Annotated in this window: 18 protein-coding genes and 1 pseudogene; 8 read left to right on the top strand and 11 right to left on the bottom strand. The window is 61.8% G+C overall.

What is annotated here, in order from left to right:
* Window positions 1–95: 95 nt before the first annotated feature.
* Together Q7V20_RS14495 and Q7V20_RS14490 are read left to right on the top strand one after the other, a co-directional pair.
* Entirely contained in the window at window positions 96–1,673 is a 1,578-nt protein-coding gene (locus Q7V20_RS14495; RefSeq protein WP_304792444.1) for a hypothetical protein, read from the top strand.
* Window positions 1,674–1,686: 13 nt separating this feature from the next.
* The gene (locus Q7V20_RS14490; RefSeq protein WP_304792442.1) at window positions 1,687–1,809 is read left to right on the top strand and encodes a hypothetical protein; all 123 of its coding nucleotides are present in this window, start codon (window positions 1,687–1,689) and stop codon (window positions 1,807–1,809) included.
* A 213-nt stretch (window positions 1,810–2,022) separates the two neighbouring features.
* Here the strand turns inward: Q7V20_RS14490 and Q7V20_RS14485 are convergent.
* The 4 genes and pseudogenes from Q7V20_RS14485 to Q7V20_RS14470 all read right to left on the bottom strand — a co-directional run.
* Window positions 2,023–2,154, bottom strand: a pseudogene (locus tag Q7V20_RS14485) (exodeoxyribonuclease III); the annotation flags it as partial.
* Window positions 2,155–2,283: 129 nt separating this feature from the next.
* A complete protein-coding gene (locus tag Q7V20_RS14480; protein ID WP_304792439.1) occupies window positions 2,284–5,274 on the bottom strand; it encodes a hypothetical protein in 2,991 nt (996 codons plus the stop codon).
* Between the two features lie 744 nt (window positions 5,275–6,018).
* Window positions 6,019–6,888, bottom strand: a complete 870-nt coding sequence (locus tag Q7V20_RS14475; RefSeq protein WP_304792436.1) for a hypothetical protein — start codon at window positions 6,886–6,888, stop codon at window positions 6,019–6,021.
* Complete coding sequence (locus tag Q7V20_RS14470; RefSeq protein WP_304792433.1) at window positions 6,888–8,582, bottom strand: caspase family protein; 1,695 nt, start codon at window positions 8,580–8,582, stop codon at window positions 6,888–6,890. The genes Q7V20_RS14475 and Q7V20_RS14470 overlap by 1 nt, the downstream gene beginning before the upstream one ends.
* 370 nt (window positions 8,583–8,952) lie before the next feature.
* Here Q7V20_RS14470 and Q7V20_RS14465 point away from each other — a divergent pair, with 370 nt between their 5' ends.
* Window positions 8,953–9,981: an NAD(P)/FAD-dependent oxidoreductase gene (locus tag Q7V20_RS14465; protein WP_304792430.1), complete on the top strand. Its 1,029-nt coding sequence runs from the start codon at window positions 8,953–8,955 to the stop codon at window positions 9,979–9,981.
* Between the two features lie 255 nt (window positions 9,982–10,236).
* Here Q7V20_RS14465 and Q7V20_RS14460 read toward each other — a convergent pair whose 3' ends face one another.
* The gene (locus tag Q7V20_RS14460; RefSeq protein ID WP_304792427.1) at window positions 10,237–11,166 is read right to left on the bottom strand and encodes a LysR family transcriptional regulator; all 930 of its coding nucleotides are present in this window, start codon (window positions 11,164–11,166) and stop codon (window positions 10,237–10,239) included.
* Window positions 11,167–11,266: 100 nt separating this feature from the next.
* Here Q7V20_RS14460 and Q7V20_RS14455 point away from each other — a divergent pair, with 100 nt between their 5' ends.
* Window positions 11,267–11,596 (top strand): nuclear transport factor 2 family protein, encoded by a 330-nt coding sequence (locus Q7V20_RS14455; protein WP_304792424.1) that lies wholly within the window; start codon window positions 11,267–11,269, stop codon window positions 11,594–11,596.
* A 415-nt stretch (window positions 11,597–12,011) separates the two neighbouring features.
* On the opposite strand, the gene Q7V20_RS14450 is transcribed toward Q7V20_RS14455, so the two are convergent.
* A complete protein-coding gene (locus Q7V20_RS14450; RefSeq protein ID WP_304792421.1) occupies window positions 12,012–12,698 on the bottom strand; it encodes a helix-turn-helix transcriptional regulator in 687 nt (228 codons plus the stop codon).
* 84 nt (window positions 12,699–12,782) lie between these two features.
* Here Q7V20_RS14450 and Q7V20_RS14445 point away from each other — a divergent pair, with 84 nt between their 5' ends.
* The 4 genes from Q7V20_RS14445 to Q7V20_RS14430 are packed head-to-tail and all read left to right on the top strand — an operon-like array spanning window position 12,783 to window position 14,856.
* On the top strand, window positions 12,783–13,094 hold the full coding sequence (locus Q7V20_RS14445) for an NIPSNAP family protein (RefSeq protein WP_304792419.1): 312 nt from the start codon (window positions 12,783–12,785) through the stop codon (window positions 13,092–13,094).
* Window positions 13,091–13,447: an antibiotic biosynthesis monooxygenase gene (locus Q7V20_RS14440; protein WP_304792416.1), complete on the top strand. Its 357-nt coding sequence runs from the start codon at window positions 13,091–13,093 to the stop codon at window positions 13,445–13,447. The genes Q7V20_RS14445 and Q7V20_RS14440 overlap by 4 nt, the downstream gene beginning before the upstream one ends.
* A gap of 31 nt (window positions 13,448–13,478) precedes the next feature.
* Window positions 13,479–14,135, top strand: coding sequence for a glutathione S-transferase family protein (locus tag Q7V20_RS14435; RefSeq protein ID WP_304792415.1), 657 nt, complete (start codon window positions 13,479–13,481; stop codon window positions 14,133–14,135).
* A gap of 43 nt (window positions 14,136–14,178) precedes the next feature.
* Complete coding sequence (locus Q7V20_RS14430) at window positions 14,179–14,856, top strand: DsbA family oxidoreductase (RefSeq protein ID WP_304792412.1); 678 nt, start codon at window positions 14,179–14,181, stop codon at window positions 14,854–14,856.
* Here the strand turns inward: Q7V20_RS14430 and modC are convergent.
* Genes modC through Q7V20_RS14405 form a run of 5 tightly spaced genes read right to left on the bottom strand, consistent with a single transcriptional unit; the run spans window position 14,831 to window position 17,905 of the window.
* Window positions 14,831–15,928, bottom strand: a complete 1,098-nt coding sequence (gene modC, locus Q7V20_RS14425; RefSeq protein ID WP_304792409.1) for a molybdenum ABC transporter ATP-binding protein — start codon at window positions 15,926–15,928, stop codon at window positions 14,831–14,833. The two genes, Q7V20_RS14430 and modC, sit on opposite strands and share 26 nt — an antisense overlap.
* Window positions 15,921–16,616: a molybdate ABC transporter permease subunit gene (gene modB, locus Q7V20_RS14420; RefSeq protein ID WP_370652478.1), complete on the bottom strand. Its 696-nt coding sequence runs from the start codon at window positions 16,614–16,616 to the stop codon at window positions 15,921–15,923. Before modB ends, modC begins: the two co-directional genes overlap by 8 nt.
* Window positions 16,613–17,356, bottom strand: coding sequence for a molybdate ABC transporter substrate-binding protein (gene modA / locus Q7V20_RS14415; RefSeq protein ID WP_304792404.1), 744 nt, complete (start codon window positions 17,354–17,356; stop codon window positions 16,613–16,615). The genes modB and modA overlap by 4 nt, the downstream gene beginning before the upstream one ends.
* Window positions 17,357–17,402: 46 nt before the next feature.
* Complete coding sequence (gene fdxB / locus Q7V20_RS14410) at window positions 17,403–17,711, bottom strand: ferredoxin III, nif-specific (protein ID WP_304792401.1); 309 nt, start codon at window positions 17,709–17,711, stop codon at window positions 17,403–17,405.
* Window positions 17,708–17,905 carry a CCE_0567 family metalloprotein gene (locus Q7V20_RS14405; RefSeq protein ID WP_230179599.1) on the bottom strand — a complete coding sequence of 66 codons (198 nt, stop codon included), beginning with the start codon at window positions 17,903–17,905 and terminating at the stop codon, window positions 17,708–17,710. Before Q7V20_RS14405 ends, fdxB begins: the two co-directional genes overlap by 4 nt.
* Window positions 17,906–17,916 lie beyond the last annotated feature (11 nt).

Genomic DNA, 17,916 nt, shown 5'->3' with positions numbered 1-17,916 from the left:
TCTCTCGGCAATGCGCTTGCCGAGAGATACTGCGCCCACCCTGGCCGCAAATGTTTGCACACAGACTTCTAGACTGCATCGCATTGGAATCCCTGATGAAACGACTCTGCACCGTGCTCGCTGTTTTCGCCATCGGCCATTCAGTCCAGCCATGCCATGCGGCCGATCGAACAGATAGCGCCATATTTCAGGCCGTTTCAGAAGGGCGATATCTCGATGCCGACAGGTTGGCCAGGCGTCGACTACAGGAGGTGATTGACAAACCTGACTTCAAGTCAAGCGACGTGACGACACGCTATCTTCAAGCTATCAACACCGCGCAGAAGTGGGCTCGCTGGCATGAAGCTGAACATCTGCTTGCAACGCTTGAGCGCGGGCTGCACAAAGTCGAAACCCCTGGATCGAATTCAATCTGGCTGGACTTGCACACCCAACAGATCGAATTGTTCTCTGAGATGGACAGCTATTCGCTTGCTGATGCCGCCTATGCCACGGCTCGCAGCAAAGCTGCCAAGCACAAACTCGACGACGGGCCGTCTTTCAACGCACTGTTGGCAGCACAAGCCGACTCCTTGCGCAGGCAGGAACGTTGGTGGGAGGCAAGCCTCGTTCTCGAAGAGCGGCTGAATTGGTTGAAGCGCTTTGAGCCAGGTAACCAACTGGCAAGCGGAGAAGTCTTGACGGAACTGGGTGAAGTGAATCTGTCCATGGAACGGATGGAGGAGAGCAACAGGCGGTTCACACAAGCCAAACCGCTTCTGGAATCTGCATACCGTCACTATGAGAAGGATCGAGCGGCGGCAATCCAGGCCATGAGCAATTGGGCGTTCTCAGCCTATCGCCTGGACCGTCCTGGTTGGGATCATTGCGTACTTCGTTCCCAACTGATCGACGCGCTGGAGAGCACGCGAGGAAGAAGTAGCCCTTTGCTCGTCACGCCTCTTATCGAGGCCGCTGCATATTGCGAAGACGAGCTTGGCAACTCCAACGCTTCGAAGATGTACGAACGGGCGCTGAAAATCGCCACAGATACCTGGGGGGAGGCACACCCCCAGGTGTTGGACGTACTGAACATGCAAGGCACCTTCCTCGCCTCCCGAGAAGACTCGGAAAGCATGAACGAAAAGGGTCATCGCATCCTGAAGTCCGAGCTGGAGTTGCGCCGCAGGACTTACGCAGAAGCACCATTAGTCAAGCTGAGCACCGATGTGCGGCGCATGAGCGATGATCCTTCGGATACCTGCACCGGTTTTTCTTCTGGGCACTGCAAGGCGGAAATACTGGAATCGTTGACGTCCTTGTCTCGAGTCTGGGGCGAGCAGCATCCGGCTCTTGCTGTATTGCGAACCTACATGGTCGTCCGCATTGGAGGGTTTTCTTCATCGGCAGCAACCGATCAAGACGATGCGGCGCGCTATGCCTTCGTCACGGAACAGTGTGAAACCGCCTTCGTAGGCACATTGGCAAGTTATGTATCGGGCAATCCTCAGACGGCGCAAATTGCCAAGGCGTGCGCAAACCTTGCATGGAGCTTGCGAAAGATGAAAGACGTTGAGCGCTATCTTTCTCACGCTGCAAAAATCTATGTGAAGTATTTCGGAGAAGAGGAGATGGTGTCGAAAGAGACCGTTGCGCTTCTCTCAAGTGCCCGTTTGATTCTCGACAAGAAGTGACAAGGCAAACGACATGAACTGCCCCGGCTTGCCTGCGCCACAAGGCCATCAGCAGGGTATTCAGAACCAGCTCGGTGTCGATGCGATGGATCACCTACCTGGAGAACAGATCGATGATGTCGGCAATCCGTGGTGAACTAGATCGACTTGGCCTCATCGACGGGGCAAGGTTTAGCATCACGGCAGTCGTCGATGCACCGACGCAATGTGACAACAGACAGCTCGCTGCCCCCGCTTGCCCCGAGGCATGTTCCGCAGATGGTGGCCATTGATGGCGCGAAGCCGCAAGCCGCTTCGCGCGTCGTCTAACACCCCTCTGCAGCCCCTGAAAGCGGCCCGGGCCGCGAATTCAAAGCTTGAAGTCGTAGTCGATCGTCCACGGCGCGTGGTCCGAAAAGCGCTGGTCTAGATAGATGTGCTCTTGCCTGGCCAGCGCGGCCAGACCTGGAGTCGCCAAGTGGTAGTCGATCCGCCAGCCGGCGATCTCGGTGCGAGCCTGTTTGAGCAGACGGGTGCGACACCCAAGCCGCCGTGGGCGCGAGCAAGTCGCCAACGAGGGCTCGCGTCGACGATGTTCAGAATTCCGGGCCGTTAAGTACGTCGAACACCGTCACGCTGCGCATTTAGGAATTTTGCGCCGATTTTTCCGTGGAACTAACCAGACCACCACAAGCGCGGCGCACGTCATGGCGATGCAAGTGGGTTCTGGGACGTTGCTGGTGACTGAGGCGATGCTTCCACTGAAGACGCCGTCCGAGGAGAAGGCCACTCCAAAGAAAGAGCCTTGTAGCTCCGTTTTGGGCTGGCTATCGCCTTGCAGCACCAGTCGGAAGGTCTTCACGCCGCCCTCATCAAAATAGAAATCGTCTTCAGGTAACAAGCTGGCCACGGTGACCCAATCGTCTCCCTGCAGCACCTGAACCAGGTAGACCAGTTTCTCGACATTCAGGAAAGGAACCTGGACCATTGCAAAGTTGGGTGACTCTTCGGATGCGGTGAAGACATAGGCATCTTCGTATGCAGGGTCCAGAAAATACTTGACGCCAGACTGGACGTTCCTGCGATCAAACACATTGCTGAAGAAGTCGCCTTGCACTGTGCTGTCTGGCATGAACACCCGGTCCCGCACAGCCTGCTCAAGCAGTTCAGGGTCCAAACTCCAATCCTGGCTGGCCTGGCTGACACCGTTGTAGGACACATCGATCACCATGTTCTTCGGATCGTAAAGCTGTCCTCTCAAGTTCGAGATCGAGTGCGCGACATTGATCTGAGTGAGAATCTCATTGCCGCCGATGACGACCAGCGCCTTTGCTGCCGACAGCGCGAAGTTACGATGCAGGACAATCAATGCGTCCTTTGTCTCGTCGCCAAGCCTGGAGAGGATGCCAGGATTGTCGGGGGTACTGAGGAAGTATTCGATGGCATTGGGTGCGACGGTGACGGTGTAGCCAAAGGCGCCAAGTAGGCTCGTGCCAGCGCTCACCGGATCATGGGCGGATCGAATGTTGAACAGATTGCTCCAGTCGCCTTCTTGCTTACGGCTCCACCCATCGATGCCGGGTAGGTAGTTCTCATAGTAGGCAAGGTCCCCGAGCACTGGGGAAACCACTGGCCCATTGTAAGAGTAGGCATCCTTTCCGTAGTAAGCCCCGAGGATCATGGCCAAGCCGCCTCCCAAGGAGTGCCCAACGAACCGAATTTGCGCATTCGGATTGGCCGTGGCAATGGATGCCGTCAGCATCCCCAGGTTTTGAAGGTACGCCAACTGCGTCCCAGTGCGGATCCCGGAGAATCCGGCGTTCGCAGCCCAATTTCTCCCGTCGGAAAACTCGGTGCCCCGTATGACGACCGTGATGTCGCCGCTACCAACGCCGTATGAAGTCTCGTAGGCATAAGCTCGCAGTCCATCCAGGTCAAGGCTGGCAATCTCCCGCTGCAAGGTCCTTGGGCCTCCTTGTTGGTAGACGCGTGCTGACAGATCAACGCCCACCAGGGTCCGCTTGTCCTTGATGAAGGTCTGACTACGATCAAGGATGGCGGCCGAAGTCATCGCATCCGACTTGTGCAAATCTGGAAGTGGCCCTGCGCCAGCCAAGACCTTTGACGCATAAGCAACCGAACGGGCGCTCAGTATTTCAACGCTGCAATCACCAAGACCGGAGGAGAAGTCGCCGCATCCCGTTCGCAAGATCTCGGGAGACCAGTGCCGGCCGTCTTGCGGCGCATCGAGTTTCACGGACAGGTTGCCAAGGCCCACACGACCATCGGCCAACTGGGTGACTTGACGCGCGCCGACATCCACCTGGCGCGCCACCACCCATGCCGGCGACGGCCCAAGGTCCGTGGCGCCCCAGCTTGAATCCACAGTCAGATCGGCCAGTCCCTGGAGCTTGGCCTGGCTCACTCGCGTCGTCGGCCCAACCATGGCGGCCAGGGCCGCCGTGACGCCGGGCGTGCCGCTACGAGCGGTCAGGGCAAAGCTGCCGTTGACGGAAAAAATGCCTTGTGTAACGAGTACGGTCGGCCCGCTTCCTCCATCAAGTATTAACCTGCCATCGGTTTGTTCGTAGCCTCCTGTGCCACCAGACATGCTCCCGAGCTCCAGCCGTGCCGCACGGATAGCACTTGATCGATTGACGATGTCACCCAAGGCGCCGGGATGAACGCCGGCCTGGATCACCGCGTCCGATGCGTCCAGCTCGCTGCCGGAAGACAATTGGAGCATGCCGCTGCCGGCGAGTCCTACCGTGAGAGCGGATGAGGGCCGCATCGTGATTCGGCCGCTAGTCAGGTATGCGCTGCCGGAACCGTGGATTTCCTCACCAAGGATCAAACTGCCCATATTCTCGATGGAGCTATCGCTCGATAGTGTCAGCGCGCCGGTTGCGCGAGTGCCTACCACCACCGTGCCTGCCCCATCGATCCGGGATCGGCCTGATACGGTGAGCGAGCCTGCGCCCTGGTATCCGATCGTCACGCCGCTGCCGGACTTGAACGCTACCAGGCTGCCGGACGTCACTACCACTTCACCAGAGGATCCGGCCTGCTCACCAACCGTCAGACCGTTGATGTTCTCAATGGCCGAGCGCCTGGAGACCACCAGTCGCCCCGATCCTCGGTCTCCGATGGTGGCGCCGCGAACGCCGGAGAAGCGGATGATGCTGTCGTCGTCGATGAAGATGTTGCCATGCACCAGGCCTTCGCCAGCCGTGATGCCGGCCAAGCCATTGACTGCACTGGAGCCGGTGATAGTCAGGTTGCCCGTAGCGGTGTAGCCCACGCTTGCCTGGCCATAAGCGGGAACGAAATTCAGCGCGCTGTATTGGTTCACGACCACCGATCCGGCACGCTGCACGCCGATTGCCATGAGCGACATCCGCGAGATGGCACCGGCAGAACCGAGTTGGAAAGTATCGCTGCTGTAGGCCACGCAGCCAGAAAGCGCGGAGCACCCATCTCTGGAAATGACCGCACCCGCCAAAAGCACGGTGCCTGGCGTGTCGTTGATGGCCGAACTAATCAGGTACGAGTCGGCGTAACTTGGTGAGATGCCGAAAAGCAAGCCAGCCAGCACGGTGATTCGACGATGATGGAGGTGCATGTTCGTCCCAGACTTGATTGGTGACGCGCCCAACAAAATGAGCCGGGCAGCCCAAACTCGATCAATTGGTGCATAGCAAAAAATACGCCAGATTTACCGAATAGAGGTGCTGGTAGCTGCTTGCAGGCCGCATGCGGCGCTGATCAACGCGGATTTGTGGTTGCTGGCGTGAATCCGACCTTGAGTTCAAAGATGGCGGCAATCTTGTTCAAGGTGTCCACGGTTTGTTGATGCCGATGCCAGTTTGACCAGGTTGACCGGAAATCAGTGACCAGCCAACACAGCAGACGTCTTGAAGGTTGCTGCGGGCTGCAGAAGGAAGCCTCATGGTCAGCAAAAGTTGGCAGGGGTGGTCAAATAATCGCTGGCGGCAACATCCTTGCATGGCAGACGGCAGCTCTGCAGCGATTGCTGCCGGTCGTCAGGTGTTCTGTGAATGGCGGCAACCCGTGTTTTAAGCAGCCGTAGGTGGTGCCGACTTCTGCCGAGCAGCCCAAGCCTGCTGCGATGAGGTTTCTGGCCGAGGTCTGACGCATGCCGAGCTCCTCCCGGCACTGCGCGCAACCGGTAGCCGGAAGGACTCGAGCCAGAACGCGCTAGAAGCCCAACACAGCTGCCGTTGTCCCGTCCTGAGCGCCTTGATAGCCTACCTCAACCTTTAGGTGCTACCGGCAGCAACTTCGCAGCCACCCCACTTTGTGAGTTTCACGCTGTCGCGATACTGTTGATGTTCAGTGAAGCCTGTCAGGCGGCAGTGGCCTCGTAGATCCAACGTGCCACGGTCGCGTCGTCCAGATAGCCGCCGATCCCGTGTCGGTTCTTCGTATGGTTGTCGACATCACTCTTGTTCTTGATCAGGGGACGGATTTTCCACGTCTGTTCATCCAGTGGCCGCAATGCGACGACGTCCCGTGGGTCGTAAGCGTTGAACCATTCCGTCAGCCCGTCCGGATTGGCCAGGGCCGGCGGCTTGATAAGGTCTCGGATTGCATTAACGCCGAGCGGGGATCCCAAAGTAATGAGCCGCTTCACCTTGGCCCTGCATGCAGGGTCTCGCAGCAAGCGGTACGTGACGACGGTGCCCAAGGAGTGGGCGACCACAACGCACGGCTCTTCAGTCAGCGTGCTCTCCACGAGCTTGTTCACCGCAGCCTGGACGGCAGGATAGGTCAGGTACACATACACGTCACGTGTGAATCGGTCGATGGTCGACCTGCCAATCGGCGTGTTGTCCAAGGCACGAAGGATGGCCTGCACCCATTCCCAGTTCAGCGGACCTTTCTCGGTCGCGGCTCCGCTGTACTTGGCATTGATTTGCGCGGGCGTCACGCCGGCAGACGCGGCCAACTCTTCAAGCAGTCGGCCACGGAAGTCTGATGCGCGATCGTCTGTAAGCCCGCCCCTCGCTAGGACGTCGCTCACAAGGGGAGTATCAATTTCTTGGACCAACCGCTCCAGTTCGTCTCCGTAGTACGGAAACTCGACGTCCATGGTCTTCAGTGCAGGCAGCTCGGCGTTGCTCAGGCCAATATCCAGCGCCGCTAGCCATGCGCGCTTCAACTCCGCTCGATCTTTGCCCTGTTGATCGCGCCCGTGAACCAGGACCAGTCTCATCACTCACCTCCCGTAAGTTCACCTTCGAGGATGTTCATGCCTTCTTTGGTAAAGGTCGTCCAAAGCGATGGTTTCAGGTACCGGCGAGCCGCTTTCAGAGGCTTGGGCATGAGAGGTTCGAGACGGCCGAGGGACATCCAGCCCTGCGTCAGCATTGGCAACCCGGGGGTGTAGTTCAGGTCAGGTTGCTCGTCGTATTGAAGGGCGAGCATCGCGACGTCAAACGGCACAGGCTCAGGCTCGTAACTCATGTAGCGAAACACTGAGCGGATACCCGCAAGATTCCCGACCTGAGCATACGCGTAGGCCGCATAGATGCCCAGCGTCGGATCAACCTTCTTGAGCACCCTTAGATAGTCTGCGGCTTGCTTCGCCCTATCCAGACGGAAGGTCCCGTTGCGTGCAGCCACAGCGACGAAGGCCCGTCGTTGTTCCAGTTGATCAGCGACGTGCTCGTATTCAAAGTAGTTTTTCGTACCGCGAGCCGGGGTGTAGTTGACCGTCACGACCTGGTCCTCCTCAACCACCACCGTCCCGACGTATCCAGGCAGAACCGCCAGCACTACGCCCGACCCGTCAGAGAAGCGAATGAACGCAGTGCGGCTGGCGTGGTTCATATCCTCGTACTTCTCATGGACGCGCACCTGTGCCGTGCCGTCTTCCAGGAAGACATCGCAGGTGGTCCCAGTGATCAGCGCGCTCTTGACGTCTGCTCCTCGAATCGTAAACCCGGTTCTCGTCTCGAAGCTTATCCGGCCCTTGGCGTCAAGGATGCGAATTATTGAAGCTGCGACGTTCTCGGGGTCCGCGATCTGAGTCAGCGATACTGTTCGGGACCGCCATCCAGGGGCTAAGAGCCGCTCCTGCATCTCGTAGATGGTCCGCTTCAAGCCTAGTGGAAGATCGGTAACCGCCAAATTTTTGGACGGGGGCGCCGCTGGCTCGCCAAGTCTACGCCCGAGCTCCGATAGGTATTTCGGCAACGCTGATTCAACGCGTGCGTCCGGGTTTTGCAAAAGCTTGATTGAAACCTTGGCAGCCTCAGCCGGAATAGCCTTCGTCAGGTATAGCTTCAGAGGTCTTGCTGGCACCACGCGATGAGTTTTCTGATCGACGATCACGTCAGCGATCTGCCCATCCAGGGCTTTGATAAGGCAATCGGTGAGCAGACCCCGATGCGCCTTTGATGCCTGATCCGGCGGTACTTCGAACGCCGGATTCCCTGGCAGCGTGGCATAGAACGCATCGACCTCAGGTGATGGGTCACGCGGCTGCAGCACTGGAAACACCGTTCCCGGTGTCAGCATGGCGCTGCGCCATTGCGTCGGAATGGAGCGGCAGGCATCCGAATAAACAACGATGTGTTCGATGCCACACGTCCTCGCGTTCGCAATCGACCCAGCCACGTTGATGGCCTCGTTCGGGTTGTCTGGCGCCCCCGAAAGTAACCAAGCCTCGCAGTCAGGCGCCATCAGCACACCGTGACCAGAAAAGTAGAGGATGAGTTGGTCGTAGACCCCATCCTTCACGAACTTGTCTACTGCTTCGTAGACGTCAGCGTGCCGTACCTTGTTGCCACCCTGATCGGTCAACAAGGTGAACGGGATGTTTCGCTGACTCGCCCAATTGGCCATCTGCTGCGCACCTAGCGCGGCCGCGTTGAGCTTCGGAAAGGCGCTTGCCGTTTTGTCCACGCCAATTGCTATTAGTGCTGTACGCATCTAACCTCCGAGATGTAGGCCTCAATGAGTCGGACGCTCCTCCCCTCCGCCACGGCCAAACGATATGTTAGCCCACGAACCGTGCTGTTGATCCGCTATTCGCGGCGCACTTGCTGCAGGCTGGCAGCCACATCCGAACGATATAGGCCGGCAACGACTGTTTCTGGTGACAGCGGTCCCTGGCAAAGCAAAGCGCCAACGTCCGCGGTCAGCCTATAGCTGACCTTGCACGGCAGACGGCAACTCTGCAGCGGTTGCGGCCCATCGGTTTGCCTCCCAGAATGGCGGCTTGTCGCTCCAAAGGATCCACAGCGGCTAAGGTAGTCCACAGATAGCCCCCGTCATGAGCCATTCAACGTCTTCCCCCATCGCCATCATCGGTGCCGGCATGGCTGGCCTGTCTTGCGGCAAGGCGCTGCGCCAGGCCGGGCACACCGTGCACGTGTTCGACAAAAGCCGAGGCCCCTCGGGCCGCATGAGCACGCGGCAGGCCGAAGACGCGCAGGGCCACTGGCAGTGCGACCACGGCGCGCAGTACTTCACCGCACGCGATCTGGCCTTCAGGGCCGAGGTGGCGCGCTGGCAGCAAGCCGGTGTGGCCGCCTTATGGGATGCGCGCTTGCGCAGCTTTGATGGCCGGGACTGGACCACGCCCGACACGCCGCTGGAGCGCTTTGTGGGCACGCCACGCATGACCTCGCCTTGCGGGTGGTTGGCGCAGCGGTTGGTGGACGGGCCTGGAGTTGCTGCCCTGACGCGCTGGCAGACCACGGTGCAGCGGCTGGAACGCCAGGCCGATGGCTGGGCGCTGACTTCAACCGAGCATGGCACGCACGCCGAACGCTATGGTGCGGTGCTGCTGGCTGTTCCCGCGCCCCAAGCCGTGCCGCTGATGAGCCTGGTGGCGCCTGAAGGTGCGGCAGTGGCCGCCAGTGAACGCATGCGGGGCAGCTGGGCGGTGATGGTGCGGTGCGAGGCCCCGGTTGCCTTGGACTTCGATGGCGCCTTCGTCAACACCGGCCCTTTGCGCTGGGTGGCGCGCGACAGCAGCAAGCCGGGCCGCACCGGCCCCGAGACCTGGTTGCTGCACGCCAGCCCGCAATGGAGCGAGGCGCACATCGAGTGCGAGGCGGACGAGGTGATGCCTGTGTTGCTGCAGGCCTTTGCGGACCTAGGTGGGCCGCAGCCCGCGCAGGTTCAGGCCACAGCGCACCGATGGCGCTATGCCGACACGGAGCCGGCCTTAACGCTGGGGTGCTGGTGGGATGCCGGTTCGCGGTTAGGCATGTGTGGTGACTGGTTGAATGGTGGCAAGGTAGAAGGCGCCTGGTTAAGTGGGCGCGACCTGGCGGGGCGTTTGGCTTTAGCCTGATGGGGGCCCACGCGGAGCGAGGTACGGTGCCCCACCCAGTCGGGCTGAAGTCGACAATTTGCGGTCACTCGGCTCCTCAACCTCAATGACAGAGTACAGCCTGGAGCGGCCACAACATCTGGCGGCTGTACAGCGCTTGCTGACAATCACTCGAAACCGAATGACTTCCTGTTTGAGCTGCTTTGCGGACGTCACGGTATCCCTCGTGCCACTTGCGCAGTGGGCATGACCCCACTCTATGGCCGGCATATGGAGTCATCTCGGGGCGTAACCTGACTCCGAGGCTGACAAGTCACGATCCAACAGGCAGTCGATGAAAGCGCTCAGCGCTGGCTGCAAATGACGCCGATTCGCGTAGTAAAGGAACAGCCCTGGCCGCGTGATCGACCAATCTGTCAGAACCTGCACCAGCCGCCCTTGGGCAAGATGCTCATCGACGCGCTCGCGGTCAAAGGCGTAGGCAATGCCCAGTCCCTGCAGTGCCGCTTCAACGCCGACGTCCGAGTTGTTGGTGACCAATGGGCCTTCCACTGCCATCTCGATCCGCTTGCCCTTCTTCTCGAACGCCCAGCGATGGGATCGACCATCAACCTGAAGGCGCCAGTTGATACAGGCATGGCTGTGCAGGTCGGCAGGTGAACGCGGCGTGCCGCGATGCGACAGGTAGTCGGGCGATGCCACCACGATCATTTTCACGTCCGGCGTCAGGCGCACGGCGATCATGTCCTTCTCTAGCCGCCCGCCCACGCGGATACCGGCGTCGAAGCGACCCGCAACAATGTCGCTCAGTCCGTCGTCAACCACGATGTCCAGCGCCACGTCGGGATGTGCACGGTGGAATCGGCCAAGCCGAGGCGCGATGATCTGTCGTGCAGCCATTCCCAGGGTATTGATGCGCAACATTCCGCTCGTCTGGCCGGCAGCCGCACTCACCTCGGCAACGGCGTCTGCCATCTCGCGGAACAACGGAGCGATGCGGCCATACAACTGATCCCCGGCAGCCGTTGGTGCCACGCTTCGCGTGGTGCGGTTCAGCAACTTGGCGTCAAGCCGGGCTTCGAGCTGACGGATGGTCTGGCTCAGCGCCGAGGGTGAAAGGCCCAAATGCTCGGCCGCGCGCGCAAAGCTTGCCCTCTCGACCACGGCAGCAAAGGCTTTCAGTTTGGCAAACTCGGACCCGCGCATTCTGTATCCAACTCTACATAGATCATTCAAATTCTAGGCTATTCACTAAATTCTCCAGCGGTCGCATCCTGATGACTTCATCACCACAGAGTTAGTCACCATGACCGCCCTGATCCTCCCCGAACCCATCGCCGCCTACTTCGCGGCCGACCAACAGAACCAAGAGGCCGTCGTCCGATGCTTCACGGCACAAGCTGTCGTGAAAGATGAGGGCCGCTCCCACGTCGGCCATGACGCCATCAGGGCGTGGAAGGTTGATGCATCAAGCAAGTACACCTACACGAGTGAACCGTTCGCGCTAGAGCAGAAGGACGGGCGCCACCTCGTCACCAGCCGAGTTGCAGGAAACTTCCCCGGCAGTCCGGTCGATCTCAGGTACGACTTCCGGCTTGAACGCGGTCTGATCGCATCCTTGGAGATCAAGGTATGAGCTTTGACCCTGTCCGTTCGCTTCACGCGCAAGGCGCGCGCCACGGAAAGCCCGGTGCAAGCTGCTTGAAGCCCGGCTCGCAAGGCACCTAAGCCCCGTTCGCGAGGCTTTTTTCATGGGCCGTCGGGTGGGCGGGCTTTGCTCGCAAGCCTTTTCTTCTTGCAGCCAAGGCTCTGGCGCCCGGCACTTGGGGTTCAAAGGCTTGCGCAGCAAGGCTCAAAGAGTCGCCGTTGGGGATGCAGCCCCTTGCGCGCAAGGCTAAAAGCTCGGCGTTTCGGCCTCAGATGGGCAAAGTGCAAGGGTGAAGTGCCTTGCGTTTGGGGTTCAGCATCCTTGGCCGCAAGGCTTTTTGCCTTGCGGCCCGGGTTCAGATGCTCGCCGACCACCGAGCTTTCTGGGGCACCGGCACGACTGCTCATCTGAGAACCTCTGACCAAGCCCCTAAACCCTGCTCCCCCTTTGGCGTGAAGCTCACCACCCGGGAGTCCTTCGCCCGCCGCGCCCACCCCAGCTCAAACAGCCGCTGCAACAGCGCTGCACCCAGCGCCCCGCCCAGGTGATGGCGGCGTTCGCCCCAGTCCATGCAGGGTCGACACAGGGCGCGGCGCTGCGAGCTCGCCGACGCCACATCCACCCCAAACGATTCAAACCACGCGGCGCCCTGCTCTGTCAGTTGCAGGCCACCCTCGCCCCCCGACAGAACGCCCCGCAGCACCAGGCCCTCATACGCCGCCACGGCCAACTCGCCCGCCAGGTGGTCATAGCAAACGCGGGCCTTGCGCAGCGCGGGCTCGCGGGGGCTGGAGCGCACGCGCACCGCGCCGGTTCTGAAGGCCACGCCCATCAGCGATTCCAATAACTGCGCCACGTCGTGGTCCGCCAGACGGAAGTAGCGATGGCGGCCCTGAGCATCAACCGCGATCAGGCCCGCGTCCACCAGCTTGGCCAGGTGCGTGCTGATGGTCTGCTTGGTGACACCGGCCACGGCGGCCAGTTCGGTGGCCGTCAAGGCCCGGTCCGCCATCAGCGCGGTCAGCACCTCGGCGCGGGCGTGGTCGCCGATCAGGGCGGCAATGCGGGCAATGTTGGGGCCGTCTTTCATGGTTCGAGCTTAGTCGAACCATTGGGTGGCATCAAGCGCCTATCGTGAGGGTGTTCATCCACCCAAACTCAGGCAGGGCCGACCATGATCACCTGTTTCATCCGCTACGAGATCGATCCGTTTCAGCGCGAGCAGTTCAAGCACTACGCCCAGCAATGGGGGCACATCATTCCCCGTTGCGGCGGCAAGCTGCTGGGCTACTTCTTGCCGCACGAAGGCAGCAACCACGTGGCCTGGGGCCTGATTGGCTTTGACTCGCTGGCGGCCTACGAGACCTACCGCGCCCGCTTGAAATCCGACGAACAGGGCCGCGCCAACTTCGCCTTCGCACAAGAGCGCCGCTTCATCCTGAAAGAAGAGCGCAGCTTTCTGGAAGCCGTCGAGGCATCATCATGATGGCCGTGATCTTCGAGGTGGAGCCCCACCCCGATAAGCGCGCCACCTACCTCAACATGGCGGCAGCCCTGGCCGTTCAGTTGGCCCACATCGAAGGCTTCATTGGCATCGAGCGCTTTGAAAGCCTGAGCCAGCCGGGCAAGTTGTTGTCGCTGTCGTTCTGGCAGGACGAGGCTGCCATTCAGCGCTGGCGCACGGCGGAATCGCACCGTGGCGCCCAACAGGCGGGGCGAGAGCACGTCTTTGCCGACTACCGGCTGCGCGTGGCCAGCGTCATGCGCGACTACGGCCTGCATGAGCGTGAGCAGGTGCCCGACGAAGGTCCGCCGCGTTCAATGCCAGAATCCCCGTGACCAGATTGCCCCACATGAAGGAGCCATTCGCATGAGCCTGACCCTGTACGCCCACCCCTTCTCGTCTTACTGCCAGAAGGTGTTGACCGCGCTGTACGAGAACGCCACGCCGCACACGGTTCGCCTGCTGGATGGCAGCGACGAGGTCACCCTCGATTTCGCACAACGGTGGCCGCTCAAGCGCATGCCCGTGCTGGTCGATGACCCGCGCACCTTGATGGAAGCCACCATCATCATCGAGCACCTGAGCCTGCACCACCCGGGCCCCGTGCGCCTGATCCCGACCGACCCGGACGCCGCACTGGACGTGCGCTTCATGGACCGCTTTTTTGACAACTACGTGATGACGCCCATGCAGCGCATCGTGGGCGACTACCTGCGGCCCGCCGAGCAGCGCGATGCGCGGACCGTGGCCGATGCCAAGGCACTTTTGGACAACGCCTACCGCTGGCTGGACCAGCGCATGGCCGACCGCGAATGGGCCTGCACCACGGGCTTCAGCCTGGCCGACTGCGCAGCGGCCCCCGCCATGTTCTACGCCGACTGGGTGCACCCCATCGACAGCAGGTTGGGTCATGCGCGGGCCTACCGCCAGCTCTTGTTGGCCCGCCCATCGTTCGCCCGCGCGGTGGACGAGGCCCGGCCCTTCCGCAGCTTCTTCCCGCCCGGCGCGCCTGATCGGGATTGACGCAGCCCGCATGGGGTCATTGGTCTGTGGGTACGATCTGCACATGACCACGCTCAAAATCGATTTTGTCTCCGACATCTCCTGCCCCTGGTGCGCCATCGGGCTGTCGGCCCTGGAACAGGCCCTGCAGCACCTTCAAGGCGAGGTCTCGGCCACCCTGCGGTTTCAGCCCTTCGAGTTGAACCCGCAGATGCCGCCCGGCGGCCAGGACATCGGCGAGCACCTGACGCAAAAGTACGGTTCGTCGCCCGAGCAGCAGGCCCAGATCCGCGAGACGATTCGCCAGCGCGGTGCCGAGGTGGGTTTCGAGTTCAGCCCTGCCGGGCGTGGCCGCATCTACAACACCTTCAACGCGCACCGCCTGCTGCACTGGGCGGGTGAGGAGCATCCCGATCAGCAACTGGCCCTGAAGAAATCGCTGCTGCAAGCCTGCCACCGCGACCGCCAAAGCATGGAATCGCCCGAGGTGCTGCTGGCCTCGGTCCGCGAGGCGGGGCTGGACGAGCAACGCGCACAGGCCATCCTCAACAGCGGCGAGTTCACCGACGAGGTGCGGGCGCAAGAAGCGCTTTACACCAACAGCGGCGTCCACTCGGTGCCTGCGGTGATCATCAATGACCAGCACTTGATCTCCGGTGGACAACCGGTCGCCGTGTTCGAGAACGCCTTGCGCCAGATAGCGGCGCAGTTGTCTGTCAGCGAATCAGCGCCGCGCCCTTGATCTGCGCGAACACCGCCTGACCTGACACCAGGTTCAAGGCATCGCGAGAGCGGCGCGTGATGCGGGCCAGCAGAACGGGCGCCTGCCGGGCATCCACACCATCGGGCGACTGAAGGCGAAGCTGCAAGGTCACCGTGTCGGGGCCGTCGTCGCGCAAGGCCTCAATGTGGGCGGGCAGGATGTTGACGATGCTGCTGTCAGCGCGGTGGCTCAGGGCCACGCTCACGTCGCGGGCCAGCACGCGCACACGCACGGCTTGCCCCACAGGCGCCTGGTGCAGGCCCACCCACAGCGGCAGACCGCTCACGTCGATGCGGCTTTGCCCGTAGCGGGCATCGTGCTCGGCCACCGTGCCAGGCAGCATCACGCTGGCTTCGTCCAGTTGGCTCAAAGGCAAGTCCAGCCGGGCCAGCATGTCGCAGGAAGCGCCACTGGCCACCACCCGCCCGGCCGACATCAGCACCAGGTGATCGGCCAACCGCACGGCCTCATCCAGGGCATGGGTCACGTAGATCAGGGGCACGCCGGACTGTTGGTTCAGGCGCTCCAGAAAGGGCAGCACCTCGGCCTTGCGTTGCGCATCGAGCGCCGACAAGGGCTCGTCCATCAACAGGATGCGTGGGCTGGTCAACAGGGCCCGCGCAATGGCCACACGCTGGCGCTCGCCACCCGACAGGCGATCAGGCCGGCGGTCCAGCAGGTGGGCAATGCCCAGCAAGTCCACGGCCTCGTCCATCGTGACCCGGCGCTCGGTCTTGGGAGTGCGCTGGAGGCCATAAAGAAGGTTGCCCTGGACCGTGAGGTGCGCAAACAGGCTGGCCTCTTGAAAGACGTAGCCAATGGGCCGCTGGTGGGTGGGCAAGAACTGCTGGCCGTTTTGCCAGACCTGGCCATTCACTTGCACCGCGCCTTGGGCCCGCTCGAGGCCGGCCAGGGCGCGCAGCACGGTGGTTTTGCCGCAGCCCGAGGGGCCCAGCAGAACGCTCACGCCCTGCCCTGGCAAATGAAGCGACACGTCTAGCGCAAAGCCGCCGGGGTAGGCCAGTTTGAGGTCGACCAGGATGTCAGACATGCGACGCCCCCTGGCTGCGCAAGGACCGTCCGTTCAAGAAGTACAGCAGGAACATGACCGCGAAGCCAAAGCCCGCCAGGCCCGCCGCCAGCAAATGCGCCTTGCCGTAGTCCATGGCCTCGACGTGCCCGTACAAGGCCACCGACAGCACGCGCGTGGCGCCGGGAATGTTGCCGCCGATCATCAACACCACCCCGAACTCGCCCACGGTGTGCGCAAAGCCCAGCACCGCCGCCGTCAGGAAGCCGGGCCGAGCCAGAGGCAGGGCCACGGTCATGAAGCGGTCCCAGGGGCCGGCGCGCAAGGTGGCGGCCACCTCCAGCGGGCGCCTGCCCAAAGCTTCAAACGCCTGGTGCAGTGGCTGGACCACGAAGGGCAGCGAATGCAGGATGGAGGCCACCACCAGCCCCCAGAAGGTGAAGGGCAACAGGCCCCAGCCCATCATGCTGGTGAAGCGGCCCACCGGCCCTTCGGGCCCCATCAGCATCAAAAGGTAAAAGCCGATGACCGTGGGCGGCAGGACCAGGGGCAAGGCCACCACCGCCGCCACCGCGCCCTTGAGCCGCGACCGCGTGCGGGCCAGCCACCACGCGATGGGCGTGCCCAGCACCAGCAGCAGCGCGGTGGTGACGCTGGCCAGTTCGGCGGTCAGCCTCAGGGCTTGCAGGTCATCGGCGTCCAGCATCACAGCCCGTAGCCGTAGGCCTTGATCACGGCCAGGGCCTTGTCACCGCGCAGGTACTTCATCAGGGCGGCGGCGGCCGGGTTGCCCTCGCCTCTTTTGAGCACGGTGGCATCTTGCAGGATGGGGGCGTACAGCTTGGCTGGCACCACCCACCAGGAGCCCACGGCGGGCTTGTCGGGCGGGGCCACTTGGGACAGCGCCAGAAAGCCCAGCTCGGCATTGCCGGTGGCGATGAACTGCTGTGTCTGGGCAATGTTGTCGCCCTGCACAAACTTGGGCAGCAGGCTGTCGTGCAGGCCCAAGGCCTTCAAGGCCTGCTCGGCCGCGGCACCGTAGGGGGCCAGCTTGGGGTTGGCCAGCGCCAGGTGGTTGAAGGCGCCTTTGCTCAAGACCTGGCCCTGGTTATCTACGAAGCCCGGCTTGGCACTCCACAGCACCAGCGTGCCCTTGGCGTAGGTGAAGCGCTGGCCCTTGACGGCCAAGCCTTCGTCTTCCAGCTTCTTGGGGGTTTCGTCGTCGGCGGCCAGCAGCACTTCGAACGGCGCGCCCGACTTGATCTGCGTGTAGAACTTGCCCGTGGACCCGGCGATGGCCACGGCGGTGTGGCCGGTGTCGGCCGCAAAGTCGGCGGTGATTTTTTGAAAGGGCCCGGCGAAGTTGGCGGCCACGGCCACCTGCACCTGATCGGCCTGCGCCGACCAGACCGTGAGGGACAGCACGCCCGCCAAAACCAGCCTGTTCATCACCCGCTCCTGAAACCTGGGCCTCCATGATGACCCATGAATGGGGTCAAACGCTGGCCGCGGCGTGCGTGTAGCACTTCTTCGGACAGATCTTGGAGCAGGCCGTGCAGCCAATGCACAGCTCCTGGTGCGCAATGGTCATGACCTTCTTTTCGTATTCTTCTTCGTCGTCATCGTCGCTTGACGCTATGGCAACGCGCTGGCCCTGGTCGTCCAGGCCCACCAGCTCCAGCACGCCACGCGGGCACACCTTGAAGCAACGGCCGCAGCCAATGCAGGTGGCCTCGTTGATCGTCTGAACAAATTGGGGCTCCCAGGTTTCACCGCTGGGCATGGTGATGGAAAAAGTGCTCATGGCGTACTCGCGGCGGCAGCGGCCTTGCGGGCCTCGGTCAAGGCAGCGTGGGCATCGTGGCAACGCTGGGCCACGCTCAGGATGTTTTCCCAGTTGGTGGGCAGGTCTTCCGACAGGTCGTGCAGGTCCATCTTGGCCTGCGTGGCCTGGGCGTTCAGCTTCTTGATCCTGAGCTTGAGTTCATCGGCATCCATGCGGGTCTCCT

Origin of the sequence: Aquabacterium sp. (assembly GCF_030652515.1) — a bacterium.
In the GTDB taxonomy this organism is placed as follows: Bacteria; Pseudomonadota; Gammaproteobacteria; order Burkholderiales; family Burkholderiaceae_C; genus Aquabacterium.
The sequence above is the reverse complement of the archived record's forward strand: the minus strand, read 5'-3'. Positions and strand labels throughout refer to the sequence as shown.